Annotated in this window: 16 protein-coding genes and 10 pseudogenes; 12 read left to right on the top strand and 14 right to left on the bottom strand. The window is 55.2% G+C overall.

Translation table 11 applies throughout. The annotated features are described in order from the left end of the window. Positions 1-20: 20 nt before the first annotated feature. The 4 pseudogenes from TKWG_RS16010 (at position 21) to TKWG_RS15995 (ending at position 4,870) form a co-directional block, all read left to right on the top strand. Positions 21-2,305: pseudogene (locus TKWG_RS16010) on the top strand (molybdopterin cofactor-binding domain-containing protein). A gap of 21 nt (positions 2,306-2,326) precedes the next feature. Beyond that, positions 2,327-3,150, top strand: a pseudogene (locus TKWG_RS16005) (alpha/beta fold hydrolase). Between the two features lie 60 nt (positions 3,151-3,210). Next, a pseudogene (locus TKWG_RS16000) lies at positions 3,211-4,256 on the top strand (2,5-dihydroxypyridine 5,6-dioxygenase). Positions 4,257-4,295: 39 nt separating this feature from the next. Further along, positions 4,296-4,870 (top strand): annotated as a pseudogene (locus tag TKWG_RS15995) (N-carbamoylsarcosine amidohydrolase). Positions 4,871-5,077: 207 nt separating this feature from the next. On the opposite strand, the pseudogene maiA reads toward TKWG_RS15995, so the two are convergent. The 6 genes and pseudogenes from maiA to TKWG_RS15970 all read right to left on the bottom strand — a co-directional run bounded on the left by maiA (position 5,078) and on the right by TKWG_RS15970 (position 9,934). Next, positions 5,078-5,715, bottom strand: a pseudogene (maiA, locus tag TKWG_RS15990) (maleylacetoacetate isomerase). Positions 5,716-5,751: 36 nt separating this feature from the next. Then, positions 5,752-6,458 (bottom strand): annotated as a pseudogene (locus tag TKWG_RS15985) (fumarylacetoacetate hydrolase family protein). Positions 6,459-6,550: 92 nt separating this feature from the next. Beyond that, on the bottom strand, positions 6,551-7,018 hold the full coding sequence (locus TKWG_RS27550; protein ID WP_238534202.1) for a cupin domain-containing protein: 468 nt from the start codon (positions 7,016-7,018) through the stop codon (positions 6,551-6,553). Next, positions 6,937-7,497: a cupin domain-containing protein gene (locus TKWG_RS27545; RefSeq protein ID WP_238534201.1), complete on the bottom strand. Its 561-nt coding sequence runs from the start codon at positions 7,495-7,497 to the stop codon at positions 6,937-6,939. The genes TKWG_RS27550 and TKWG_RS27545 overlap by 82 nt, the downstream gene beginning before the upstream one ends. Positions 7,498-7,702: 205 nt before the next feature. Next, positions 7,703-8,689: a Bug family tripartite tricarboxylate transporter substrate binding protein gene (locus TKWG_RS15975; protein WP_014751833.1), complete on the bottom strand. Its 987-nt coding sequence runs from the start codon at positions 8,687-8,689 to the stop codon at positions 7,703-7,705. 40 nt (positions 8,690-8,729) lie between these two features. After that, positions 8,730-9,934, bottom strand: a pseudogene (locus tag TKWG_RS15970) (3-hydroxybenzoate 6-monooxygenase). Between the two features lie 138 nt (positions 9,935-10,072). Here TKWG_RS15970 and TKWG_RS15965 point away from each other — a divergent pair. Further along, positions 10,073-11,005: a LysR substrate-binding domain-containing protein gene (locus TKWG_RS15965; protein WP_014751832.1), complete on the top strand. Its 933-nt coding sequence runs from the start codon at positions 10,073-10,075 to the stop codon at positions 11,003-11,005. Positions 11,006-11,129: 124 nt separating this feature from the next. Here the strand turns inward: TKWG_RS15965 and TKWG_RS15960 are convergent. Together TKWG_RS15960 and TKWG_RS26645 are read right to left on the bottom strand one after the other, a co-directional pair. Continuing rightward, positions 11,130-12,484, bottom strand: a pseudogene (locus TKWG_RS15960) (FAD-dependent oxidoreductase). 22 nt (positions 12,485-12,506) lie between these two features. Then, positions 12,507-13,473 (bottom strand): annotated as a pseudogene (locus tag TKWG_RS26645) (Bug family tripartite tricarboxylate transporter substrate binding protein). Positions 13,474-13,595: 122 nt separating this feature from the next. On the opposite strand from TKWG_RS26645, the gene TKWG_RS15950 reads away from it, so the two are divergent. After that, positions 13,596-14,483, top strand: a complete 888-nt coding sequence (locus TKWG_RS15950; RefSeq protein WP_014751829.1) for a LysR family transcriptional regulator — start codon at positions 13,596-13,598, stop codon at positions 14,481-14,483. Positions 14,484-14,639: 156 nt separating this feature from the next. Here the strand turns inward: TKWG_RS15950 and TKWG_RS15945 are convergent, their stop codons facing one another. Continuing rightward, positions 14,640-15,344: a glutathione S-transferase family protein gene (locus TKWG_RS15945; protein WP_014751828.1), complete on the bottom strand. Its 705-nt coding sequence runs from the start codon at positions 15,342-15,344 to the stop codon at positions 14,640-14,642. A gap of 115 nt (positions 15,345-15,459) precedes the next feature. Between TKWG_RS15945 and TKWG_RS15940 the strand changes: the two genes are divergently transcribed. Both TKWG_RS15940 and TKWG_RS15935 read left to right on the top strand, forming a co-directional pair. Further along, positions 15,460-15,819: a winged helix-turn-helix transcriptional regulator gene (locus TKWG_RS15940; protein ID WP_014751827.1), complete on the top strand. Its 360-nt coding sequence runs from the start codon at positions 15,460-15,462 to the stop codon at positions 15,817-15,819. A 275-nt stretch (positions 15,820-16,094) separates the two neighbouring features. Further along, a complete protein-coding gene (locus TKWG_RS15935; protein WP_148274556.1) occupies positions 16,095-16,283 on the top strand; it encodes a hypothetical protein in 189 nt (62 codons plus the stop codon). 128 nt (positions 16,284-16,411) lie between these two features. Here TKWG_RS15935 and TKWG_RS15930 read toward each other — a convergent pair whose 3' ends face one another. The 3 genes from TKWG_RS15930 to TKWG_RS15920 are packed head-to-tail and all read right to left on the bottom strand — an operon-like array spanning position 16,412 to position 19,335. Further along, positions 16,412-17,797: a saccharopine dehydrogenase family protein gene (locus TKWG_RS15930; protein WP_014751825.1), complete on the bottom strand. Its 1,386-nt coding sequence runs from the start codon at positions 17,795-17,797 to the stop codon at positions 16,412-16,414. Positions 17,798-17,838: 41 nt separating this feature from the next. After that, a complete protein-coding gene (locus tag TKWG_RS15925; RefSeq protein WP_014751824.1) occupies positions 17,839-18,936 on the bottom strand; it encodes a carboxynorspermidine decarboxylase in 1,098 nt (365 codons plus the stop codon). Between the two features lie 12 nt (positions 18,937-18,948). Then, on the bottom strand, positions 18,949-19,335 hold the full coding sequence (locus TKWG_RS15920; RefSeq protein WP_014751823.1) for a helix-turn-helix domain-containing protein: 387 nt from the start codon (positions 19,333-19,335) through the stop codon (positions 18,949-18,951). Positions 19,336-19,705: 370 nt separating this feature from the next. On the opposite strand from TKWG_RS15920, the gene TKWG_RS15915 reads away from it, so the two are divergent. Then, complete coding sequence (locus tag TKWG_RS15915) at positions 19,706-20,137, top strand: carboxymuconolactone decarboxylase family protein (RefSeq protein WP_014751822.1); 432 nt, start codon at positions 19,706-19,708, stop codon at positions 20,135-20,137. A 227-nt stretch (positions 20,138-20,364) separates the two neighbouring features. Here TKWG_RS15915 and TKWG_RS15910 read toward each other — a convergent pair whose 3' ends face one another. Further along, positions 20,365-21,078: a TerC family protein gene (locus TKWG_RS15910; protein WP_014751821.1), complete on the bottom strand. Its 714-nt coding sequence runs from the start codon at positions 21,076-21,078 to the stop codon at positions 20,365-20,367. Positions 21,079-21,554: 476 nt separating this feature from the next. Between TKWG_RS15910 and TKWG_RS15905 the strand changes: the two genes are divergently transcribed. Further along, positions 21,555-22,190 carry a carbonic anhydrase gene (locus TKWG_RS15905; RefSeq protein WP_014751820.1) on the top strand — a complete coding sequence of 212 codons (636 nt, stop codon included), beginning with the start codon at positions 21,555-21,557 and terminating at the stop codon, positions 22,188-22,190. A 37-nt stretch (positions 22,191-22,227) separates the two neighbouring features. On the opposite strand, the gene TKWG_RS15900 is transcribed toward TKWG_RS15905, so the two are convergent. Next, on the bottom strand, positions 22,228-23,355 hold the full coding sequence (locus TKWG_RS15900) for a transporter substrate-binding domain-containing protein (RefSeq protein ID WP_202947722.1): 1,128 nt from the start codon (positions 23,353-23,355) through the stop codon (positions 22,228-22,230). A gap of 554 nt (positions 23,356-23,909) precedes the next feature. On the opposite strand from TKWG_RS15900, the gene TKWG_RS22710 reads away from it, so the two are divergent. Next, positions 23,910-24,002, top strand: a complete 93-nt coding sequence (locus TKWG_RS22710; protein WP_081489317.1) for a potassium-transporting ATPase subunit F — start codon at positions 23,910-23,912, stop codon at positions 24,000-24,002. After that, a pseudogene (gene kdpA / locus TKWG_RS27245) lies at positions 23,986-25,734 on the top strand (potassium-transporting ATPase subunit KdpA). Before TKWG_RS22710 ends, kdpA begins: the two are co-directional and overlap by 17 nt. The last annotated feature ends 2 nt before the right edge of the window (positions 25,735-25,736 follow it).

Below are 25,736 nucleotides of genomic sequence, written 5' to 3'. Positions count from 1 at the left end.
CCTGAACCGGATACCCGTTAATGACGTATATGGCACCTCGTACCGAGCAACAATCGCTATTGGAGTCTACCGGCACTCTGCTGGTGCTGCGTGCGCCGGTTGTGCCGCCTGCGCCTGCCCCGGGGCAGCCCGGGGTTGTGTCTGTGTATCTGCAGGATTATGACGATGTGTTCGTTGCTGTCTCCGAGCAGGGCTGGGTCCGGGCCTTTTGCGGCCACGTTGACCTGGGTACCGGCATTCAGACCGCGCTGGCGCAAATTGTGGCCGATGAGTTGGATGTGCCGATGTCTGCCGTGCAGATGGTGCTGGGCCACACCGATGCTTCGCCCAATCAGGGTCCCACTATTGCCAGTGCGTCAATTCAGATTACCGCAAGGCCTTTGCGCCAAGCCGCTGCCCAGGCCCGTCATATTCTAGTGGATTTGGCCGCCGACATGTGGAATGTAGATGCTGAGCAGTTGTCTGTTCAGAATGGCCGGATATCTTCCGCGCATGGGCAGGCCATTGACTACTGGGCGCTGCTGGCGGGAAAGCAATATCGTGAATATCTGCGGGACGACATTCAGACTAAGGCAGCCAAAGACCTGAAAATTGCTTGGCCACGTCTCAGCCCCGTGTGGATATCCCCGCCAAGGCGCTGGGCCAGTTTGCCTATGTCCATGATGTGCGGGTGCCTGACATGTGGCATGGCCGGGTCGTACGGCCGCCCTATGTCGGACGGGATACGGGCGCCTTTATCGGCCACAGCCTGGTTTCAGTGGATGCCGCTAGCGTAGACCATATCTGTCCTGACATCAAAGTGATCGTGCAGGGAGATTTTGTCGGTGTGGTGGCCCGTCGCGAAGAGCATGCAATCCGCGCAGCGCGCGAACTCAAGATTGCCTGGAAGCCAGTTGCACCGCTGGAAGATCTCCAGGATCTGGAAGCGGCCATTCGACGCCAGCCCATGAGCGAACGGGTCCTGCAGGACAATCGTAGCGACCACCCCGATCTGCCCCCGGCAAGGGTCAATATCAAACGAACCTATGTCTGGCCTTACCAGATGCATGCCTCCATCGGGCCTTCATGCGCGGTCGCAGATTACCAGCCTGGACATGTCAGAGTCTGGTCCGGTTCGCAAAACCCGCATATGTTGAGAGTGCATCTTAGCCAGCTCAGTGGCCTTGATGAAGCGCACATAGAAATTATTCGTCTGCAGGCCGCCGGCTGCTATGGCCGCAATTGTGCCGATGATGTCTGCGCCGACGCGCTCCTTCTTTCACAGCATGCCGGTGTGCCGGTTCGCATGCAATTGAGCCGCGAGCAGGAACATGGCTGGGAACCCAAGGGCGCTGCGCAGTTGATGGATGTGCAGGGCTCGATTGATGCACAAGGCAATTTGCGGCATTACGACTTCACCACGCATTACCCGTCAAACGATGGGCCGCTCCTGGCGTTGTTGCTTACCGGCAAAGAGCCGGCGTTGCCGCGCAGCCTGCAAATGGGTGATCGCACTGCGGTGCCACCTTATGGCTATCCAAGCCAGAAAATTGTTTGCAACGATATGGCCACCATTGTGCGCGCCTCCTGGCTGCGCGGCGTTTCGGCGTTGCCCAATTCCTTTGCTCATGACTGCTTTATAGATGAGCTGGCGTTCGAGGCGCAGGCCGACCCGCTGGCATTTCGGGTAAAAAACCTGGCGGCTGACGAGCGCGCCCAGCAATTGCTGCTGGCTGTGGGCGAGCGGGCGCGCTGGCAACCCGGCAAATCCGGCAGTCGGGGAACACCCGATGCCAACGGGTGGCTGCACGGGCGGGGCGTCTCTTACGCCCGCTATATACATTCCAAATTTCCCGGCTTTGGTGCGGCCTGGTCGGCATGGGTTGCAGATATCAGCGTCAACGCCCATACCGGTGAGATCCGGTTGAACCACGTCGTGGTTGGTCAGGACACCGGGCAAATGGTCAATCCGGCGGGGGTACGCCACCAATTGCATGGCAATGTGATCCAGGCGCTCAGCCGCGCCCTGTATGAACAGGTCAGTTTCGATGCCAATGGCACGGTACAGGCCGAGTGGGGCGCATACAAGATTATTGACTTTACTGCCATCCCGCCCATTGATGTCGTATTGATGGACAGGCAGGACGAACCGCCCATGGGTGCAGGCGAATCGGCTTCGGTGCCATGCGCCTCTGCCGTGGCCAATGCCTTGTTTGATGCCTGTGGCTTGCGCTTTTACCAGGCGCCGTTTACGCCACAGACCGTGCGCGAGGCGCTGCAACTGGCCAGCATCTATGGCGCGACGCCTGCGCTGGCCGGCACGTAACTTTTATTTAAGGGAGATTGAATGAGTCACTATCTATATGGCGCCAATATATCGGCCAATGGCATCCGGCAGCATTACCTGCGCTATGGCGGTAACGAAGGTGAACGGGCGAATCGTCCGGCGGTCATCATTATTCCGGGCATTACCAGCCCGGCGGTGACCTGGGGGTTTGTTGGCGAGCGCTTCGCACGCCAGTTCGATACATATATCCTGGATGTCCGGGGTCGGGGTCTGAGCGAAGCATCCGAGACGCTCGATTATGGTCTGGACGCCCAGGCTGCTGACGTGGTTGCGTTTGCCAAAGCCCTGCGCCTGAGTCGTTATATCCTGGTTGGTCACTCCATGGGCGGGCGTATCGGCGCACGCGCTGCGAGCACCGCCCCTGCAGGACTTGAAGCGCTGGTCATGGTAGACCCACCGGTCTCGGGCCCGGGCCGCCGCGCCTATCCTGCCAAATTGCCTGGTATGTTGATTCCATGGCCTTGGCACGCAAGGGGTGCGATGCCCAAGCGATGCGCGCTTTCTGCCCGACCTGGACGCAAGAACAACTGCAGCTTCGTGCGCAGTGGCTGCATACATGCGATGAACGCGCCATTATCCAGAGCTTTAACGATTTTCAGAATGACGACGTCCATGCCAATTTTCCGCAAATCAAGGTGCCGGTCATGTTGATGACGGCCGAGCGCGGCGATGTGGTTCTTGATCAAGACGTTCAGGAAATCACGACGCTGATTCCCGGTCTGACCGTGACCAGAGTTAGCGATGCGGGACACATGATTCCCTGGGACAATGAAGCGGGGTTTTATGCCGCCTTTGGCGACTTTCTTGGCGCCCGGCTCGATTAAGACTGTCGTACCGGCGCTGCGGGTGGCTGCCCGCAGCAGAGCACTTTCATGAGGACTATTATGGCTGTAAGCGATTATCAACTTATCGAGGCATGGCAGAAGGTATTGACCCTGTCCAATCTTGAGGCCGGGCAGACTGTTACGATCCTGACCAGTATGTCAACGCATCCGCAAACGCTGTCATGCGCTACGATTGCGGCGCAATCCAAAGGCGCCATTGTCAACCGGCTGGATCTGCCGCCGGTCAATGCTGAAAAGGCATTAAGCCGGGATGCGCTGGCGTATCTGGGCACCACGCCACTGACCGGGAATAAGGCGGCCATTGCCGCGCTCAAGGCCAGTGATCTTGTGCTGGATCTGATGACATTGCTGTTTTCACCGGAACAACATGAAATTCTTGAAAGCGGCACCAAAATCCTGCTGGCCGTGGAACCGCCGGAAATTCTGGTTCGTACAGTGCCTATCGAAGCGGACCGCAAGCGCGTCAAAGCGGCCTCTGCGCTGATTGCCAAATCAAAACAAATGCATATCACTTCCGAGGCCGGCACCGATTTGCGCTGCCCCCTGGGTGAATTTCCGGCCATCAGCGAGTACGGTTATGTGGACGAGCCCGGCCGCTGGGACCACTGGCCCAGCGGCTTTACGCTGACCTGGCCAAACGAAGGCGGCGCGACAGGACGTATCGTGATTGATAAAGGCGATATCTTGTTGCCGCAGAAAAAATATGTTGCCGAACCCATTACCCTGACAGTCGAAAATGGTTATGCCACCCGTATAGAAGGCGGTATCGACGCGCAGTTGCTGGACGAGTACATGAAGTCCTTTAACGATCCGGAAGCTATGCCATTTCCCATATCGGCTGGGGGCTGCAACCGCGCGCCCATTGGTCCACGCTGGGCCTGTACGACAGGGAAAACACAATCGGCATGGATGCGCGCGCGTTTGAAGGCAATTTCCTGTTTTCTCTGGGCCCCAACAACGAAGCGGGCGGCAGCCGCACCACGGCATGCCATATTGATATTCCCCTGCGTCATTGCACGGTCAAACTGGATGGGGTGGATGTTGTGCGTAACGGCAAGGTTCTGGACGGGGGCGTAAATGAGTAAGGCAGATGCAGTCTATGAGCAGCAGGCTTTGGCGCCGAGCTGGAACCGGTGGCACCCTATGGCCTGTTGATTATCGACCTGGTCAACGGCTTTGCCGATCCAGAAGTCTTTGGCGGCGGCAATATTGCCCAGGCGATCGAGAATACGGAAAAACTGCTGCAAACAGCGCGCGAACAGGGCTGGCCCGTGGCGCACACGCGCATTGTGTATGCGGACGATGGCGCCGACAACAATATTTTCAGTATCAAGGTTCCCGGCATGCTGGGCTTGCTGGAAAACGAACCCAATAGCCAGATTGTGCCGCAACTGACGCCGGTCCAGGGAGAGCTGATCGTACGCAAGAATGTGCCATCGGCGTTTTTCGGCACCTCGCTGGCCGCCTGGCTGACGCAGCGTGGCGTCAAAACCCTGCTGGTCGCCGGCGCCGTCACCAGCGGTTGCGTACGCGCCTCTGTGGTCGATGCCATGCAACTGGCTTTCGCCCGCTGGTCGTCGCCGATTGCGTCGGCGACAGGGCACAGGCCCCGCACGAGGCAAACCTGTTCGATATGAAACAGAAGTACGCGACAGTGGTCGATCGCGCGCAGGCCATGCGTCTGCTTGGCCTGGGCTAGGGCGCTTGCGTGACCGGAATTAAGGACCAATCGCTGTGTAGTAAGGAAAAAGGCTGATGATCAGCCTTTTTCTTTGCGTGCGTTATAGTAACTCTGCTGGTGATTAATAAATACGCCAGCCAGACAGACAGTGAGATATACGTCGTTCGTTGCTGATGAAGCCGGATAGTCCGCACAAAGCATCGCGCAGACTATCCGGATCTGTTGTCAGGCATCAGGCTGCGCCATGGGCTCCGCCTTTGCAAAGCGGGCAAGGCACTGCAGTTTTTTTCAACTGCACAGATCAATGGCCATTGAGTCATATCGACATTAAAACGGCGGGCGCTTTCTATCTGAGGGATTAAATAAACATCGGCCATGGACGGGGCATCTCCAAAGCAAAATCCCTGGCGATTCCGATCCTTTGCCAATAATGTCTCTATGGTATCGAAGCCGGCAGTTATCCAATGGCCGCACCAGGCGTTGATGGCCGTGTCGTCGCCGCTGAAATGTTTGCGCAGATACTGCAGAATGCGGCGGTTATTGATAGGGTGTACGTCGCAACCGACAATGGCAGCAAGCGCACGTACATGGGCGCGCGCTTCTGGGTCTTCTGGCAATAACGCCGGCTCGGGGTAACGTTCCTCCAGCCATTCGATAATGGCGGTAGACTGAATCAGCGTTCTGCTGTTATCCATGGTGAGGGCGGGGACCAGCCCCTGCGGATTGATCGCCTTGTACGGCTCTTCGGCTTGTTCGTCCACTCGGAGGTCCACGGGGATATAATCCGGTGCGAGCCCCTTCAGGTTTAGCGCAATGCGCAGGCGATGTGATGTTCCGCTACGGAAAAAGCTGTAAAGCTTCATGTATATTCCTTCTTTTCTTTACTGAATCCGCAACGGCTACGCTGACTGACCTACATTCAATTGAATATCACCCACGCCTTCCACGCGGCCAGTTATCCTGTCGCCGGGCACGACGGCGCCTACGCCTTCCGGGGTACCTGTGTAAATCAGGTCGCCAGGTTGCAAGTGGTAGAACAGGGACAGGTCTGCAATGATTTCACGGATGTTCCAGATTAGCTTGTCGATATTTGAGCGTTGCTTGACTGCACCATTTACTGATAGTTCAATGGCACCGTTCTCAATAATCTTGCCAGGCATGGGCACGATGTGTGATGCCACTGCTGAATCTTCCACATCCTTGCCCAGGTCCCATGGACGGCCCTTGTCGCGAGCGACCAGTTGCAAGTCGCGGCGGGTCATGTCCAGGCCACAAGCATAGCCATAGATAATTTCATGTGCCTGGTCGGCAGCAACACGAAACCCCGCTTTGCCAATGGCGACCACCAGTTCCATTTCAAAATGGTAGTTACTGGTTTCCGGTGGATATGGGACAGTAGCGCTGACAGTGTCAGGGTTTGCGGACTCTTGGTAAAGTAAAAAGGGCGCTCTGTGCTTTTGTCTACGGGTTTGCCCATCTCTGTGGCATGGGCATGATAATTGCGACCTACAAAAAACAGACGGTTGATGGGAAAATGTTGTTCAGTGCCATGTACTGGCATGGTTTGTGCGGGACGGGGTGTCCAAAGATAATTGACTGTAGTCATGGTGTTTCCGATCTGCAATAGGGATGTAGCCCAGAAGTCTGGGATGGTGAAAGAGCGAGTAAGCAAGGCTGGCGGGCCCTCTGCCCGGCACGTCAGGGCGTGTCGAACTGTTCGCGATAGGCATGCACTGCTTCGAAAATAGGAGCGTCGCTGAAACGGAAAAGGTCCAGCGATGACTGGTCTGCAGCGCATAGGGCGGTAAAAGGCTGCCATGAGGGTATAACAAACATGTCGCCACGCTTGACCTCCCATTGGTGTTCGCCGACGGTAACACTTCCCTGTCCATCGAATACCTGGATCACCGATGAGCCGACCTCGCGCTTGGTTCGCGTATGCGCGCCGCTGCGTATGCGGTGCATCTCACAGCGAATAGTAGGAAGCACGTCACGGCCATTCATCGGATTGGTGTAGCGCACGGCGGCATGGCCTGGGCTTAGCGTAGCGCTGTAGCCTTCTTCTTCCAGTGCGAGCTGTTCGCTCAGTGCCAGATTTGTGTCTTCCCAGCGGTAGGCCAGTAAAGGCGTGGTGGGCTGATCTTCCTGTTGCGATACAGGGCGCAAGCCGGATGTGCCCACAGGCGTTCGGAGCGTGACCTGGCCGGTTTGATGTATTCCTGAGGGTCAAGCTTGTGGCGTCCGACTTCGAAAAACTGCGATTCCGTATAGGAGGCAAAAGGAATGTCCAAACCGTCGATCCATGCCATGGGTTCGATCGACGCATTATGGTGGGCGTGCCAGTTCCAGCCCCCCTGGGGCAGAAAATCGCCACGCGACATGCGCACGGAATCGCCATTGACCACAGTCCAGACGCCTTCGCCCTCTACGATGAACCGAAAGGCGTGCTGGGTATGGCGATGTTCTGGTGCATCTTCGCCAGGCATCAGATACTGGATGGCTGCCCAAAGCGTGGGTGTGGCAAAGGGGCGTCCTCCAAGCGAGGGGTTGGCCAGGGCAATGGCGCGGCGTTCGCCGCCGCGGCCTACCGGTACGATACGGCCGGCTTCTTCGGCCAATTGCACCAGCCGATCCCAACGCCACACGTGGCACTGGCCTTACTTTTTGGATGCATCGGCATCAAATCACCAATTTCTGTCCACAAAGGCACCAGCATCTCGCGCTCAAAACCGCGGTAGAGCTGTTTCAGTTCTGGTGTGGGTTCCGGTTGACCCGGGGAGGCGCTGGCAGTTAACCGGACAGGCGAGGGAATGGCATTAATCACATTCATGGCAATTGGTTCCTATATGTTTAATCCAAACTGATGTTGGCGCTATCTATCAGGTCTTTGTACGTGGCCGATTTTTGGTCAAGACGTTCGCGCAATTGCGTCAACGTCCAGCTCAGCGGCTCGAAGGCAAAGGAATCAAAACGCTTGCGTACTTCGGGGTCACGCAGTACCTCTGCAATATCAGCGTGGATCTTGTCACGTATTTCTACAGGGATGCCTTTGGGTGCGACAAGCGATACGATCGAATTGACGTCCAGTTCGCCAGGCCCGCCGGCTTCTGCTACGGTGGGTACATTGGGATACAGTGTGTGCCTTTCGGGAGCAGCGATCGCCAAATAGCGCAGTTTGCCGCTGTCGTACACCGGTCGGGTGGACGGGATGGTGCCAAATGCCCAGTCCACTTCTGCATTGGCTACCGCGGTATACAGTTGGCTAACTTCCTTGTAGGGAATGTGCAGCATCTTGGTGTTTGTCAGCGAGTCCAGCCATTGCCCACCAAGGTGGCCAGGACTGCCCACAAACCACGACCCATAGGTAACACTGTCGGGGCTTTTTTTAGCCGCTGCGATCAGCTCGGTCAGATTTTTCCAGGGTGATTTTTCACTGACGGCGATCATGAACGGTGTATAAAATAAAGGCGCGACCAGATCAAACTTCTCCAGTGGAAAGTAGTGACGGGCTTTATACAAATGCGGCAGCGCCGAAATATGCTCGCTATCCAGTTGTAGCAGGGAATAGCCATCGGGCGCCCGTTTGCTTACCGCTTCCAATGCAATGAAGCCGCCACCGCCTGGGCGGTTTTCGACCACCACCGGCTGCTTCCACTTCTTGCCAAGTTCCTGGCTCAGGATGCGCAGCACTACGTCAGGACCACTGCCAATGGAAAAGGCTGTGTACAGTGTAACGGTCTTTTGAGGATAGTCGGATGCCTGCCCCCATGCAGTGCTGGTCAGGCAACTAATGGCAAGCGCAGCTGCCATCAGGGTACGGCGTTTGCGAAAAAACATGGTTTGTCTCCTGGAATTTTTTATTTGTTGAGGGTGGCCGTCAAAGCCGATAGCCTTGCATGCAGTTTTGTGCATTCCAGCCGTATAACCACTGCAGGTTGTCATAGAAACGAGATTGTGGTGTGTCTTTCCAAAGTGAGTTTCGAACAGCACGCTCTACACCTGCCGCATGATAAATTCGTCCCATCTCGCGCGTGGACCAGACGACACGGGCGCTGCGCGGTATGCGCAAGGACTCATAAAGCTTGAAAGCGCCAGGCAAGTCGCCGCGGCACTGCTCAATGGATAAGCCGAGCGTGACGGCGTCTTCCAGGGCCATGCAAGCGCCCTGGGCCATGTATTGCGACATGGGATGTGCCGCATCTCCCAAAAGGGTTGCACGGCCAACGCTCCAGTGCGGGACCGGCTCGCGGTCCGCCGTAGCCCAGCGGCGCCAGGAGGTTGGCAGATCAAGCAACTGCCTGGGGCGTTCATGTATGCCTTCGAAATAGGAAAGCACTTCTTCCTGACTACCATCACGCGCACCCCATTGTTCCTGTTGCCGACTGTGAAAGGTGACGACCAGGTTGTATTGTTCGCCGCCTCGCAATGGGTAATGTACGAGATGGCACCGGGGCCCCGCCCATAATACCGGCGCGTTGATACGCAAGTCGTCCGGCATGTTTTCTTTATCTACGACAGCACGGTAGACCACATGGCCGGTCACACGGGTGGCGTCACCGATCAGGTGATCACGTACAACGGATTTAACGCCATCACAGCCGATCACGACATCCGCCCGGAAAACGTTGCCCTCCGCATCCGTCACCTGCGCGTATTGGTCTGTCTGGGTGAAGGTCTTGATCTGTGTGGAGGTTTGAAACGAGATCAGCGGATCGTTTTGTACTCCGTTCAAAATGGCACCGTGAATGTCAGCCCGGTGAATCACCGCATAGGGCCGTTGAAACGGTCGCGGAACTGCTCGCCGGTCTGGACACGCAAAACCTCGGTATTGTCAACTGCGTCCATCATAATGATGTGATCGGTAAAGACGGCGCATTGCCTGGCCGCTTCGCCGACACCCAGTGCGTCAAGGGCTGAGAAGGCATTGGGTCCCAATTGAATGCCGGCGCCGATTTCACCAATCTGTGACGCCTGCTCCAGCAACTGCACCTGAATACCTTGACGGGTCAAAGCCAAGGCAGCCGCAAGGCCACCGATGCCGCCACCCACGATAATGGCGCTCTGCGGTTGTTGTGTCGTCATGGTTGTCTCCTTCTATTGCCACGTTTTCACCCATTATGGCTGTATAGGCATATAATTTAAAATGAAATATTATTATCATTCATATAAAAAACAATATACCTAAGCTCTGTTATCCGAACCCTATTATCTGAGCCCATTATGGATTGGACCCACCGGCTGCGACTGCGCCACGTAAAAATGCTGCTTAGTCTGGCGCAAACGCACAACATAAGCCATTCCGCAGCCAAACTGCATACAACCCAGCCAGGGCTGTCCAAATGGTTGAAAGATCTTGAGGAAGATATTGGCTTGCCCTTATTCGAGCGCCATGCACGCGGCCTGATTCCGACGCCCTATGGCGAGATGCTGATTGCCCACGCCAGACAAATCGATATTCAGCTGGATCGCGCCAGCAGTGATATGGACATGCTGCGTGAAGGCGGTAGCGGCCGGGTCATAATCGGCGCCAGCGGGGTTGCTGCATCTGACACCGTACCGCTGGCCATTATGCGTCTGCTGACACGTATGCCAAAGGCCCGGGTGAATCTTGTCGAAGGAACCACTGACCGATTGATTTCCCAACTGCAGCAGGGGGCGCTGGACATCGTGTTGGGTCGTGCCGATACGGATCTGGCCAGCCCGACTCTGGAGGCTGAGAATCTGTTCTTTGACGGAATCCACTTTGTTGTACGTCCAGGGCACCCGCTTTTGCAAGTTGATCCGCTGCGCTGGTCGGATTTACATGCTTATCGCTGGTTGGTCTGGCCAAAAGGCACGCCGGTGCGTAATGCACTGGATGTTGCGCTGGTGGCAGCAGGGCAGAACCTGGCGCAGGACACGATAGAGACCAATTCCGTTACAGCCAATCTTATGTTCCTGAACAATAGTGACATGATCGGTGTGGCCTCGGTTCGAGCCTCCCTGCGGCTGGCACAGATGAATGTCCTCAGAATCCTGCCAATGCGCTTGTCCGGATCAGGTGCCGTTGCCATGTACTGGAGCAAGGAAGCGTTCATGTCGCATGCCTTACGCCTGGCCTTGAATTGCTTGCGAGAAGTCGCGCATGAGTACGATGCTGAATCAGCTATGTAGTCTTCTGTTGGCGATACTGTCCAATCCTGCTGCCACTTTGTAAGCGTATTGCCCCCGTTGTGCGGATGTGCTGCGGATCGGTCGTGTTGCGCGCATGAACCAAGCGGCATTGCCCATCGTCGTATTATGGCTCCAGCAGGCACCCGTCCGTACGCAAGGCCTGCTGCAGATGTGCTGGATCAAACGTTTGCAACGGTGTTGTGCCAGCCATTGCGGCGGCGGTGCCGGCAGCCTGACCCATCACGAAGCATGCGCCGCTGGCCCTGGCTGCAGACTGCCCTTCATGTGTCATTGAGGCACAGCGGCCCGCAACCAGCAGGTTTTGCACTTGTACGGGTACCAGCATTCGCCACGGCAGATCGTTGTATGCCCGGTCTGGATCTGATGGGAATCCCCATGAAATACCGCCGGATTGATGCAATTCCATGGGCCACGCGTTTATGCCGATCCTGTCATCAAAGCGGGCAGAACCGATGATATCGTCACCCTTCAACGCGTAACATCCCTGAACGCGACGCGTCTCACGGATGCCGATCTGTGGCGCGATTTCGACGATGCGCGCCTCGGAGAAACCCGGAATCTGTTCTCGAAGAAACTGGAAGTAGGCAAGCACCTGGCGTCTGCCTTCTACCTCGCCGGCACTCAGCTCATTGGCGTCCACTGCGTTCAGGCGCGACCCTCGGCATTGGCAATTTGAGTGACATTGGCCCGCCATTCAGACGAATGGATTTGCGGCCTGAGAATCGCGCCGTCTCGCGGGAAGCGATACCGTCCCGGATGTTCCCGTTGCGCACGTTCCATAAAGTCGTTGATGGCCTTGAATTCACCGACTGCAGGCAGTGCCTGCGAGGCGTCCACATGGCCGACACGGAACATCGTCGTCGGAAAGAGTCCACTGCCGTGTCCGTCGCCTATTTCATGGGCCACGCCGGCAAATACGGCCACGTCTGCGTCGCCTGAGCAGTCAACGAAAATGTTGGCTCGGATTGCCTGCCTGCCTGATTTGGTCTCGACCACCAGGGCGTTGATGCGGTTATCTTCCATAAGCACGGCGCAGGCACGGGCGTGAAATAATATGTTTACCCGGCAAGCCAGCATCCATTGGTCGGCCGCACATTTGTATATGGACGTATCGTACGAGCGCACCCTGATGCGACCTTGCATTCCATCCTGAGGCTGGTTCAGTCCGCCCAGCGCTTCAATGCGCGACAGCAGATCGTCTACTGCGCCGCGCACCAACTGCTGCATTTGACCGTTGTGGCGACCGTAAAGGCCTGCAAAGTTAGTCACGCCGCCTGCGGTACCCATGCCTCCAAGAAAGCCATAAGATTCCACCAGCAGTGTTTGGGCGCCATGGCGTGCAGCACTGGCCGCAGCGGCAAGTCCGGCGGGACCGCCGCCGATGACAACAACGTCATACTCGCCAAAAACCGGCAGATTTCGCGATGGCTCCAGCAAGGTCGATGGTAAAGTCGTCATGAATACTGTCCTTGTCTAAGTGTTAATCAAGTTTGATATGGTTCTGTTCGACAACCTGCTTCCAGCGTGCCAAATCCTCTTGCAGGAGCTTGCTGAAATCCGCTTGCGAGTTACCCACCGGATCCATGTACTGGGTGCGAAGTCTGCTCTGGACTGCCGGTTCGGCCAGGATCTGAAGCACATTTTCATGCAAGGTATTGATAATGGAAGAGGGGGTATTGGCTGGCGCAATAAGGCCGATCCAGGCATCTCCCTTTATGTTGGGCAGACCACTTTCGGCTAATGTGGGTATATCGGGAAGCGAAGGCGACCTGGCAGGCGAGGCAACTGCCAATGCCCGTAGTTTGCCTGCCTTAACATGTGGCATCACCGCTGCTGCGGGCAGCAGCGCCATGTCGACATCACCCGAAAGAACCGCCGTGACCGCGGCACCCGATCCCCTGTAGTACATGGACGGCATCGCCCCCTGTTTGAGCAACCAGGGCTGCCATTGCCAGATGCGAAATCGATCCAGCGCCGATAGATGCGAAACTCAGTTTCGAGTCCGTTTTCATCAAGGCGGCCAACTGCTTGGTATCGGTCGTGGCCAGTTTGGATCCGACTACCAGTACCGATGGTTGTGACACGGCCACGGTGACCAATTCGATGTCCCTGGCCACGTCGTACGGCATGCTCCTGAATAATAGGGCATTGACGCCCAGTGCACCCGCAATGCTGACGCCAATCGTTTGTCCATCGGCGTGGGCTTTGGCAACGACGTTGGTTCCGATGTTGCCGGCTGCTCCGCTCTTGTTCTCCACCACGAAGGGCTGCTGTAATTTTGCCGCCAGGCGCTCACCAATAAGGCGAGCAGTAAAGTCCGGGGTAGAGCCGGCATCAAAAGGAACGACGATACTCACGGGCCCGGCAGGCCAATTGTTTGCAAGTGCGCTAGAGCCGGTGATTGCGAGTGTGGCGAGAAAGAAAAGTCGAAGTGCGATCGATTTCATGTTATGTCTCCTGGAGACTGGCTGGTTGTGCCAGATATGTCTGGTTCTTGTGTGCATTTTATGGACCGGGTATCATTGCGTCGATCGAGGATAGGTAATACACGCTAGCAGGAAATTAAATAATGGACATGAAGCTACTAGCCGTATTTGATGAGATATACAAGACCCGCAGCGTCAGTCGGGCAGGAGAGAATCTCGGCATCCCACAGACGTCGGTCAGCCTGGCGCTCGCACGGTTGCGGCGCCGCTTCAATGATCAGCTGTTCGTACGCACCGGGAATGGGATGATGCCAACCCCGCGGGCTGCCATGCTCGTGCCGCAACTGCGCCAGGCTCTGCAATTGCTGCAGCTAGCCACTCAGCAGCAGGCGGAGTTTGATCCGGCATCGTCATACAGGACGTTCAGAATATCCATGACGGACATCAGTCATCTTGAATTTATGCCGGCAATGATGAATAAGGTGGCCAGGGTGGCACCCAATGTCCAGATTGAAGTTCTGCGTATCAAGGCGGATACCGGAAAATTGCTGGAATCAGGGGATGCAGACCTGGCTATCGGGTATATGCCCGAACTTGAGGCTGGTTTTTATCAGCAGAAGTTGTTCAAGGATGGTTTTGCCTGCGTGGTGCGACGCGACCATCCGCGTATTGATGCCAGACTGACCCAAAGCAGGTTCAAAAGTGAGCGGCATGTTGTTCTCATAGCGCCGGGTACCGGAAACGAGATTGTCGAACGGGAACTGAAACGTCAGGGAACACAGCGTAAAGTTGCCCTGTCGTTGCCTACGCTTCCTGGCGTCGGTAATCTGCTGGCCAACACCGATCTGATGGCCACGCTTCCCGGGCGGGTTGCCAAAATACTGGTCAACATTGCGCACGTCAAGGCGCTTGCACCTCCCTACAGATTCCCGGATTTCTCCATCAAGCAACACTGGCATGAACGCTATCACCAGGATCCGGGGAATCGCTGGCTACGCTCTACGGTAGCCGAGTTGTTTCTGGAGATTTGATCGGGTTCCTGCCCGACTTCGTCTTCTATCAGTGAATACGGCACAGAGTTTTAGTCAGATCCAGTTCGCTCAACTGTAGCGTGCTGTATACGCAGCGCGCCGTTTGCATATTGTTGCGCAACGAGGCCCGCGCACGCGGACCCTCCATCGTTTCAATCACGCACCAAACCGTTCAATCACTTCACGCAGCGCCACGTGTCCCAGGAACGCACCGGAACCTGCCGGCGTTTCGCCATTTTCTATTGCAGTTGCAAAGGAGACAGCAGGTGTGCGGCTAATGCGCTCGCGCATGGCAGCAATTTTGGGCCATCGGGTGGGCTCGGCCACCTGGTGGATTGCCAGCCATCGGGCTACGCCTATGAAAATGGCATCGGCCAGACAGGGGTGCGCGCCTAGCAGGAACGGGTTGTCGCCGACCATTTGCTCCAGTTTGTCGTGACGATTGATGACGCCGGCATTGCCCACTTGCTGTAATATCATTTTTACTTGCGGGTCGGGGTTTTCCATTTCCCATGCCTGCCACAGCGGGACAAAAGCGCCGGTGAACCCCGTGTTGATAAAGGCCATGAGCTGATGCATGCGATCAGTCTCAGCAGACCTGGGTGCAAAGCTGATCCGTCTTTCGGTGTCGCGGTCCTGCAGCCAGTTGGCAATCGCCATGGTCTCGGTCAGGACTTGTCCCTGATCGGTAATAAGGACCGGCGTTTCCCTCCTGGGATTGATGCGCAGATAGGCCGGCTCCTGCATTTCGCTCAGCATGTCTACCCGGCACAGGCGATATGGCTTGCCCAGCCATTCCATGGCTGCAATCAGTCCCATGGAGCTGCCGGCGGGAACGCCATAGAGTAAAATCGGTTCCATCAAATATTCTCCGTAATTCATGTGTGATAGCCAGTGTGGCTTGCGCATGCATTATCGATGCATATTCAGTTCCATGTAAATTACGCACTTTTTGGTAACCACTATCGGAGGCATCATGAAAGATCTGGTCTCTTACTGTCCCATCGAAGAAGTCATGCAGGTATTGAGCGGGCGCTGGCCGACGCTGCTGGTCTATTATCTGAAAGACGGCGTCAAGCGATTCAGTGATCTGAAGCGCGACAATCCAACGGTCTCGCATAAGATGCTCACGTTTGAATTGCGCAAACTGGAAAATGCCGGCATTGTCCAGCGCAAGGTGTTTGAGGGCTATCCCTTGCGTGTGGAATATTCCCTGACGGCGGCAGGGCAGGGGCTCGTGCCGCTGATAGATGCGCTGGGCGATTGGTGGAACCAACTGCCAGCGGAGGCCTCCGTACCGCAGACACTGCAGCAACCCGCGTTCACGGGTCAATAAGCGAGCATGATTTGTCCTTAGGCTAAAAGCAAAATGGATCAAGGACCGAATATCAAAATAAAAAGAACAGATTTAATAATGTGATTTGTCTGACATGCCCAGCGTTGCTATGCATGTTCTTTTTTGATGATTTATACTTTTTGTCGACAAGGGGCAGTGGTTTATCGCGACAAGTTGTCTATGGTCAAACAAAGAGCGGGCCTTGTAATAAATATGACTTGTCTATGTAATAGACTCTCTGCTCGGTATCAATATATATGGCGGAGAGTAAATTGGTGAACGCTGAACTGACATTCGATCGTGATGGGCTGATAGAGCAGATTGATATCTACAAAAGACTAAAGCAGAACGGGTATCTGGAGTCTGCTCAAAAGGAACTGGAGTCTATCGAGCGTCTATTGGCGCTCGTGCAGCAGTCGCACCCCACTGAATTTGAAGCATTGAAGGCCAGGCTCGCAGTTTAAGCCCACGGGTAATGGAGCCACTGCATGAAAGCGTCAACCCCCGCAACAGGATAGGGGCTGACGCTTTCATTACTTACGCATTGATTGCTTACGTTTTGATTATTTACAGCAACCCATCCGGCTGACAATCAGCCGCTCAGGCGTTGCCGCGTTGTCATCATGTTTTGCTGTCGGGACGGCGGGTTTTTTGCAAGTACGGCCTGGTCATGAGAAAAATAGTCGAATGCCACCGTGCTGTCCGATTCCTCTTCAGCGGTCAGCATCAACAGTTCTTTTTGCGGCTCCAGCACGCGATCGCCCTTTTCGTCGCGTACGCGCGTAACCAGCCCCATCCGGTTCATGAGCTCAATAAACGGTGCGGGATCAAGTTCTTCTACGTTGACCATGTGCCCGACGTCCCATGTGCCGTCGGCAATCAACATGGCTGCTGCAACAACGGGTACGCCGGCAGTGTATGAAATGGCCTGGCTGCCCACTTCCTCGTAGCTCTCTTCATGATCACAAATGTTATAAATGAGTACTTCCTGCGGCATACCGTTCTTCGTGCCTTTTACCAAGTCGCCAATGCATGTTTTACCCGTGTATCCCGGGGCTAGTGACGCAGGATCGGGCAGCACAGCCTTGACCACTTTGAGCGGCACGATTTCATCTCCCTCTGCCGTACGGATGGGTTTTTCAGAGAGCAGGCCCAGGCTGTTCAAGACATTAAATACATTGATGTAATGGTCGCCAAAACCCATCCAGAACCGGATGTTGGGAACACCCAGGTTTTTTGACATGGAATGCAGCTCGTCATGACCGGTCAGGTAGGTTGTGTGATTGCCAACCACGGGCATTTCCCATTGCTGGCGATGCTCGAACATCTTGCTGGCTTTCCAGCGGTTCTGCTCCCAGGACCAGACGGTAGAGGTGAACTCACGGAAGTTGATCTCTGGATCGAAGTTGGTAGCAAAGTAACGACCGTGGCTGCCGGCGTTAATATCGATAATGTCAATGGAGTTGACCTGGTCAAAATAGGTGTCCAGCGCAAAACGGCCATAGGCATTGACCACGCCAGGGTCGAAACCAACACCCAGCACGGCTGTCACGCCGGCTTTCTTGCAGGCTTCGCGTCGTTTCCATTCATGATTGCCGTACCACGGTGGTGGTTCGCATACCTTGTCCGGGTCCTCGTGAATAGCCGTGTCCAGATAGGCCGCGCCGGTCTCTATGCAGGCAGTCATGACTGACATGTTCAGAAAGGGCGAGCCCACATTGATGACAATCTGGCTGCCGGTTTCACGGATCAGCGTTTTGGTCGCTTCAATGTCCAGCGCATCCAGGGCGTGCGCCTGCAGCCGGCCGGGGCCGTGTTTATTGCCTTTGTCTTTGATAGAGGCAATAATGGCTTCGCATTTGGCCACAGTGCGTGATGCAATATGTATGTCGCCAAGCAAAATATTGTTCTGTGCGCATTTGTGTGCTGCTACGTGTGCGACGCCACCGGCGCCGATGATCAGAACGTTGCGTTTCATTGGATAATCCCCCAAATTGTTAAATACCAGCAGCTACTGTCCTAGGACAGGCTGTTAACGTAGTCGTCAAAGGAAAAGTCGCGCACGACGCGCACGGAGCCATCCTCGTCTTTGACGGCGATGGAAGGCATATGAATGCCGTTGAACCAGTTTTTCTTTACCATGGTGTAGCCACCCGCATCGCCAATGGCAATCTGGTCACCAATTTGCAGCGGCCGGGTAAAGCGGCCTTCGCCAAAAATATCGCCCGCAAGACAGGTTTTGCCGCAAACCATGTAGGCGTGTTCCCCGGTGTCCTGGCCCACCGGCGCGGTTTCACGGTATATCAACAGGTCCAGCATATGGGCTTCGGTGGAACTGTCTACAATCGCCAACTGCTTCTCGTTAACGACAATGTCCAGGACGCTGACCTGCAGCGTTGTACTGTGGCGCACGGCAGCCTCGCCCGGCTCCAGATATACCTGCACCTTGTATTGCTTTGCGAATTGCCGCAGGCGCTCGCAGAAGGCATCCAGCGGATAGTCTTGTGCGGTAAAGCTAATGCCGCCGCCCAGGCTGACCCACTTAAGGTGAGGTAGGATTGCGCCGTAGTCTTGTTCAACCTGGGTAAGCAACTGATCAAAACGTGCAAAATCGCCATTCTCACAATTGTTATGAATCATGATGCCATCGAGTTTGTCCAGCACAGACAGAATGCGTGCCGGATCGCTTTCGCCCAGCCTGCTGTACTGGCGCGCAGGATCGGCCAGATCAAAGCCGGCGCAACTGACACCCGGGTTGACGCGCAGGCCTACCGGTGTGTCGCCTGCTGCGGACGCAAAACGCGTGAGCTGACTGATGGAGTTGAAGATGATTTTGTCGCAGTTGGCGATGACTTCGTCGATTTCATGATCGGCAAAGGCGACGCTATACGCGTGCGTTTCACCGCCGAATTTCTGGTATCCGAGCTTGACTTCATACAGGGATGAAGACGTCGTACCATCCATATACTGGCGCATCAGATCAAAAACCGACCAGGTGGCAAAGCACTTGAGCGCCAGTAATACTTTGGCGCCAGAGTGCTGGCGGATGTAATCGATGACTTGCAGGTTGCGCAACAGCGCAGATTTGTCGATCAGGTAGTAAGGGGTAGAAGGCATTTGCATGGTGTATCAGGTGTCAACAGATGTCATAGCTTGTGAAGAACTCATGGGAGTGGTTTTTTGATGAGGCGGTATTTTCTTGCCCAGGCGCTCCACCACAATGGATGGGCGATCGGTAAACGCGGCCACGATTTGCAGCTTGCCGCCCAGGCTTTCGATGTAATGCTGCAACGTCGATACCAGCATGTCGTTGCGTTTTTCTATCCGTGAAATGGTGCCCTGGCCGATATCCAGCGCAATGGCCAGGTCTTCCTGGGTGTGACCGGTAGCCTTGCGCAATTCTTTGAGAGTTGCCACTTTCAATGTCTGGTCGGCTGCGGTGCGTGTGCGTTTGCCGCTTTTGTCGGCATCACGATCAGTACGGGGCGTCGTCTCTTTGCTGGATTTTTTGGGCATGATCTGGCCTCTGCATGAATGAAATGCGTAAATATGATGCGAACTCGCTTGGATAGCAGGTCTGTCACGTAGGTCGCTGTAAACGGGTGACAGCGTCAAAAGATGAATCTGATCTGCATTTTATGGGCTCCATAATATATGCTTTCAAGTGAATATGCAACCGAAGGCATAATTACAAAATAATTACATATCTTTTGATGAGGCATGGACTATTTGATTGGCTTATTCTTGCACCTGTACGATAGACCATTGTTGTCCTATTATCGCTCAGATGATCCGCCGGCCCGACAACCAACAGATCGCACTTTTGTTGTTGCGTTCACTGTTGTGGCCGCCTGATCCAACCCACCACTCACCGGAGATTTTTGATATGAGTATCCTTCGCTTACCTTACTGGACCTTGTCGCCCGAGGCTTATCAGGGATTGGGCGCAACCAAGAAGGCGCTGGAAAAGAGCAGTCTTGGCAAGCAATTGATCGGGCTGGTATGGTTGCGCATGTCGCAGATCAACGGCTGCGCGTTCTGCCTGGAAATGCATACCAGGGAACTGCGTGCCGGCGATATCGCTGACGCCAAGCTGGACGGGCTGGCCGGATGGCGTGCCAGTGAACGCTTTAACGAGCGAGAACGCGCCGCACTGGCATGGACAGAAGCGCTCACCCATGTGGACAAGACCAGTGCGCCGGACGAAGATTTTGATCCGCTCAAGGCGCACTTTAGCGATGCAGAAATTTCCGACCTGACCTTTGCCATTGCCTTGATGAGCGCATTCAATCGCCTGGCCATCGGCATGCGCCAATGATCATCGCGATTGTTCAATAATCTATAGTCGGGCAAGGGCCGCTGTTTGCAAAGGCTGCAGGCAAAAAAATTACATATGCATTAAGCGCATATGTAATTTGGAGGAAACTGCCGCGATTGGCCGGGTTCACGCCTGGTGGCGCTCTGCAGTTCAATCGCGGCTGATGTACGCCGTTATGCCGCGTCGTGCGCCTGCACCAGTCAGACCGGTGCGCGCACGACGTTCCATTACGCGTTGCGCAGGGCAGCTGCCGCTTTTTTGCGCTGTGCGATCGTGCGTCCTACTACGACGATCAGCAGGGCGCCGATAACCTCAGCAGCCAGCTTCATCATGGTAGAGGGCTCGCCAAATCTTTCCACAATGAAGATGTCTGTGATCAACATGCCGCCGGCGATCCAGCCCAGCAGTGCCGCGCCAAACAGTACAACACTCGGGAAGCGGTCGATCAATTTGAGCACAAGCGTACTACCCCAGATAATGATTGGAACGCTAACGACCAGGCCGAAGATCACAAGGCCAAGCTGGTGCTCGGGATTCGCACCCTGGGCTGCACCGGCAATGGCAATCACGTTATCCAGGCTCATGACAAAGTCAGCGATTAGAATGGTTTTGAATGCCGAGAAAACGGTTGTCCCACCCTGGATGTTGCCATGCGCGTCATCTTCCGGAATCAGCAATTTGATACCGATCCAAAGCAATAGCAGTGCGCCTATGATCTTCAGGAAAGGCACGGTCAGCAGGGTCAGTGCGAAAGCGATCAACGCAACCCGCAGGGCAATGGCGCCGGCGGTACCCCATAGAATGCCCTGTATCCGCTGCTTTTTCGGCAGGTTGCGGCAGGCCAGCGCAATGACAACGGCGTTGTCGCCGCCCAGCAGGATATCAATCAGGATAATTTGAAATACCGCTGCCCAGCTTAGTGTCTGTAAAAGTTCAAGCATAATTCACCATGAATCCGTCTAATTGAATGTTGGAATGAAACGGATCGGGGCGCCTGTCGAACACGTGCATCCCGGGAGGGTGCACGACAAGTCTGAGAGGAGCGTCAGACAAAACAAAACGGCCTGATCCGCAAGGACACAGGCCATCATTTATCTGAGGATGGACCTTGCCCTTGGTGGCAAGGTCTTGCTGCAACATGGATGTGTTGCCCGGGCACCGGGCGTCTGCAGATAACTGCATGACAACCGTAATGACGATGCGGCGGAAGAAAGCTACTCCCCTTGATGGTTGAAGTATAGCGATGATTGGGGCGCTGTCAAGATATTTTTGATGATTTTTACGCTTTTTATGTGATTTTTACCGCCAATGTATGCGTTTTAACTGAGGTTGGGCTATGGGTGGCGCGGCCACCAGGGATGAAAAAAAATAAGAGTAAAATAACCACAAATTAAATTTTGAATTCAGGACCCGATACATGTTTCCCCAACGATTGACCGAAGGCTATGTTTCTTTTCTTCATGGCCGGCTCGAGCGTGAGCGCGCGCGTTATGAACAACTAGGCCAACGTGGCCAGCATCCGGAAATCATGGTCATTGGCTGTGGGGATTCCCGCGTTGCCCCTGAGACCATCTTTGATGCAGGACCGGGCGAAATGTTCGTGGTGCGCAATATTGCCAATCTGGTGCCCCCCTGTGAAACCGATGTCGAGTCATCCTACCACGGCACCAGTGCCGCCATCGAATTCGGGGTCAATGCCCTGCAGGTCAAGCATATCGTCGTGCTGGGCCATGCCAGTTGCGGCGGCGTGGCGGCGTTTGCCAATAAGGCGGCGCCGTTATCCAAGCGGGATTTCATTGGTAAATGGATGTCGCAGATCGCGCCGGTAGTCGAGCGCATTGGGCCGCCAACGCAAGATCGTGAGAGCTGGATTCGGCAACTGGAATGGGCCGTTGTCGAGTATAGCCTGGCCAATCTGATGACCTTTCCAGCCGTTCGCGAACGCGTCGAAGCAGGCCTGCTGAAACTGCACGGTGCCTATTTTGGCGTGGCTACCGGTGTATTGTTCGTTCGCGACGAGCAATCAGGCCAGTTCAAGGCCTATTCCGAATAAACACCGGGCAACGTCAGCCAGCAGGGGCATCTGCCGGCTAACGCGTATTGCCGAAATACCTCACGCGCAACTTGTGTATGTCGCCGCGCTCATGCAAACCAAGCAACTCCAGAGTGACGGGCCGCAACAGCTCGCTTTGCAAGGGAAAGCCAAACCCGTACTTGTCCGGATGAAATACGGCGCCTACCAGGCGAACGGGTTGTCCTGGCCGGGAATGCACGAAGTATTCCAGCACGGGTGCATCGCCGACAAGCGCATCAACCTCGCCAGATAACAAGCCCTGGATCGATGCGTCCAGGGTGTCATAGTTTTGTGTCCTGATTCCCAGGTTCTGGACATAGTCTTCACCGACGCTGCCGCCCAGGACCCCCACGGTTTTGCCGGACAGGTCCGACAGCGAATGAATCTGGTTTGTCAGCGATGTTGTTGTCATGACGCTTGTGATCGATGAAGTGACATAGGCAATGATGGCCACGCCCAGCACCATCCATAACGCCGACCATATGCGGCCAATCCAGCCAAACAGGTTTTTGTGCGTCGTCTTGCCTGTGGTCAGGATTGACATGGTATGGAAAAAATTATCAGCCAGGCCTTCGCGCCATCTGCGCGGGAATTCGCTGTCCAGCCTGCGATCCAGCAATGTAATGATCACTGTCGCAAACAGGGCGAGAATCAGCAGCCAGGCAAAGGTGGTCAAATGCCCACTGTCAGAAAGTCCGTCGATAATATTCTGAAATGAGCCCGACCCCTTGCTCGGCGTCATGATTCTCAGGCCCGAGTCATACCATGGCTGCGTAAACGCAATCGATTGCGCCCGTTGCCTGGTAATGGTGAGGTTCGTTACTGCTGCGTCTATCTCGCCGCTGCCAACCGCTTCTATCAGTTTACGGTAGGAGGGATAACTCTGGTAGGTTGAAGTGAGCCCCAGCTTGTCTTCCAGAGACTCCCAAAGCTCGATTGCCATGCCGGCATATTGCCCGTTTTCGCGTGTCACAAAAGGCGGGCTTTCGTAAACACCGACCGTTACCGGCCTGGATGCCGTGTCCTGATCCTGCGCCCGGACTGCACCGGCAAACAGGCCGATCGCCAGTGCCAGGGCGATCATCCCAAGTATTCTTGTGATCCATCCCGGGCAGGCAGATTCAAATACACCGTATTTTTTCATGTCTCATCAATATTGGTTTATCACAAGATGAGCGTCGGCATGTGGGGGGCTATGCCCGCGCAAAGCGGCTGTGCTTTGCAACGCTCATTACAAGATTCTGCAACGGCAGTAGTCATGCGCAAGCGACTGCAGCTGCAGCGCCCGCATGCTCCTTTATAAACCATATTTGATGATCAAACCGGCTGTTGGTGGTCCGCAGCAACGACTAACCCAATGGACGTGGCCGATCTGGCAGCGTTGCGGTAAGTTGTCCCATGCCAAACGGGAGCACGCCATACGGTTGCGGCGCTGGCTGTTGGCGGCATTAGCGCATTCAATTGCGACTGGCATATAAGGATTGTCATATTAGCGCGCTCATAAAAGACCAAGCAGCCCACGGTTGTATGGCGGGTGCCGCGCCAATACAGTTGCAATTGACAGGGCAAGCGCAGTCTGCTGGTGCGCCGATCAGGTCCAATATATTGATATTGCAGGAAAAAATAATTTTTACCTTATTTTTACACCAATGTTCGTACGATCTGCCGTGTCCCTTACTTTCGGATTGATCGTCCATCATGGAAACAATGCTTCTCTTTCTGTGCTCATTTGTTGCCGTGCTGGTGCTTGCCTATCTGGTTTACGCACTGTTGAATGCGGAGAAATTCTGATATGAGCACCCAGGCCTGGCTTAACCTCGTCCTTTTCATGGCTGTCCTGACAGCGTTGGCGCCGCCGGTTGGCCGGCTGCTGGCCCGGATAGCGCGTCCTGCAGCAACGTTGCGCCCACAGTTGTTCAATCGGCTGGAGCGCGGTATTTATCAATTTTCCGGTGTGGATCCCACAGTGCAAATGGGATGGAAGCACTATCTGCTGTCGCTAATGCTGTTCAATATTGTCGGCCTGCTCGCCGTCTTTCTGTTGCAAACGGTTCAACAGTGGTTGCCGTTGAACCCGCAGGATATGGGCGCGGTGTCTGCAGATTCAGCTTTCAATACTGCAGTCAGTTTTGTGACCAATACCAACTGGCAGGGCTATGGCGGGGAAACCACCATGAGTTACCTGGTCCAGATGGTCGGGCTGGCGGTACAAAATTTCCTGTCGGCAGCGACGGGAATTGCCGTGGTTTTTGCATTGATCCGCGGTTTCACAAGTAAAAGTCAGAACCATATCGGCAATTTCTGGGTGGATATTACCCGAATAACGTTATATGCACTGGTTCCGCTGTCGATCATTCTGGCGCTGGTGTTCGTCAGCCAGGGGGTGATCCAGAATTTTTCGCCATCACTGGTCATCGATACGCTCGAAGGCGGACAGCAGACTATTGCCATGGGACCCGTGGCCTCGCAGGAAGCAATCAAGTTGCTGGGGACCAATGGGGGCGGCTTTTTTAACGTCAATTCTGCCCACCCCTTTGAGAATCCGGGTGCATTCAGCAACTTTGCACAAATGATCGCGATTCTGCTGATTCCTGCGGCCTGTGTTTCTGCTTTGGGCGCATGGTCGGTGATCGCCGACAGGGTTGGACCATCTACGCGGCCATGTCGGTGATTTTCGTGGTGCTGACCGTGTGCGTGCTGCTGGCAGAGCAGCAGGCCAATCCTGCGTTGTCGAGCCTGCCCATTGACCAGGGTGCACAGGCCTTGCTGCAGTCTGGTGGCAATATGGAAGGCAAGGAAGTGCGCTTCGGTATTGTGGGTTCGGCCCTGTTTGCCGCCGTAACAACGGCAGCCTCTTGCGGTGCTGTGGTGGCCATGCATGATTCATTCATGCCGCTGGGCGGCATGGTGCCATTGCTGTTGATGCAACTGGGGGAGGTGGTGTTCGGTGGGTAGTTCCGGTTTGTATGGCATGTTGATTTTCGTCATCCTGGCTGTGTTCATTGCGGGCTTAATGATTGGGCGAACACCCGAATACCTGGGTAAGAAAATTGAAATGCAGGAAATGAAAATGATTGCGCTGGCATTGCTGGTGCCGCCGTTTCTGATCCTGGGTGGCACTGGTCTGTCTGTTGTGCTTGATGTCGGCGTAGCCTCGCTGGGCAACCCGGGTGCACATGGCCTGTCGGAGGTGCTGTATGCCTTCACCTCCGCAGCAAATAACAATGGCAGTGCATTCGCCGGCCTGTCTGCCAACAACGTCTTTTACAACCTGATGCTGGCGTTGGCCATGTTTGCAGGACGGTTCGCGGTTATTGGCGCAGTACTGGCTGTCGCCGGCTATCTGGCAGCAAAACAGCGGGTGCCTGTCAATGTGGGCACCATGCCCACCCATGGCGTCCTGTTTGGCGTTCTGCTTATTGGCGTTGTGCTGATCATGGGGGCGCTGACATACATTCCGTCGCTGGCCCTGGGTCCCATTGCGGAGCATATGCAGTTGTTTTCAGTTCAGTCAGCGGAGTAACG

Origin of the sequence: Advenella kashmirensis WT001 (assembly GCF_000219915.2) — a bacterium.
Classification (GTDB): domain Bacteria; phylum Pseudomonadota; class Gammaproteobacteria; order Burkholderiales; family Burkholderiaceae_B; genus Advenella; species Advenella kashmirensis.
This window is presented reverse-complemented; position numbering and strand designations above follow the sequence as displayed.

Excerpts from the sequence above, each read along its gene's own strand:
- TKWG_RS15975 (WP_014751833.1), bottom strand. The coding sequence starts at position 8,689 with ATGTTTTTTCGCAAACGCCGTACCCTGATGGCAGCTGCGCTTGCCATT.
- TKWG_RS15965 (WP_014751832.1), top strand. The coding sequence starts at position 10,073 with ATGGATTGGACCCACCGGCTGCGACTGCGCCACGTAAAAATGCTGCTT.
- TKWG_RS15950 (WP_014751829.1), top strand. The coding sequence starts at position 13,596 with ATGGACATGAAGCTACTAGCCGTATTTGATGAGATATACAAGACCCGC.
- TKWG_RS15945 (WP_014751828.1), bottom strand. The coding sequence starts at position 15,344 with ATGGAACCGATTTTACTCTATGGCGTTCCCGCCGGCAGCTCCATGGGA.
- TKWG_RS15940 (WP_014751827.1), top strand. The coding sequence starts at position 15,460 with ATGAAAGATCTGGTCTCTTACTGTCCCATCGAAGAAGTCATGCAGGTA.
- TKWG_RS15930 (WP_014751825.1), bottom strand. The coding sequence starts at position 17,797 with ATGAAACGCAACGTTCTGATCATCGGCGCCGGTGGCGTCGCACACGTA.
- TKWG_RS15925 (WP_014751824.1), bottom strand. The coding sequence starts at position 18,936 with ATGCCTTCTACCCCTTACTACCTGATCGACAAATCTGCGCTGTTGCGC.
- TKWG_RS15920 (WP_014751823.1), bottom strand. The coding sequence starts at position 19,335 with ATGCCCAAAAAATCCAGCAAAGAGACGACGCCCCGTACTGATCGTGAT.
- TKWG_RS15915 (WP_014751822.1), top strand. The coding sequence starts at position 19,706 with ATGAGTATCCTTCGCTTACCTTACTGGACCTTGTCGCCCGAGGCTTAT.
- TKWG_RS15910 (WP_014751821.1), bottom strand. The coding sequence starts at position 21,078 with ATGCTTGAACTTTTACAGACACTAAGCTGGGCAGCGGTATTTCAAATT.
- TKWG_RS15905 (WP_014751820.1), top strand. The coding sequence starts at position 21,555 with ATGTTTCCCCAACGATTGACCGAAGGCTATGTTTCTTTTCTTCATGGC.
- TKWG_RS15900 (WP_202947722.1), bottom strand. The coding sequence starts at position 23,355 with ATGAAAAAATACGGTGTATTTGAATCTGCCTGCCCGGGATGGATCACA.
- TKWG_RS22710 (WP_081489317.1), top strand. The coding sequence starts at position 23,910 with ATGGAAACAATGCTTCTCTTTCTGTGCTCATTTGTTGCCGTGCTGGTG.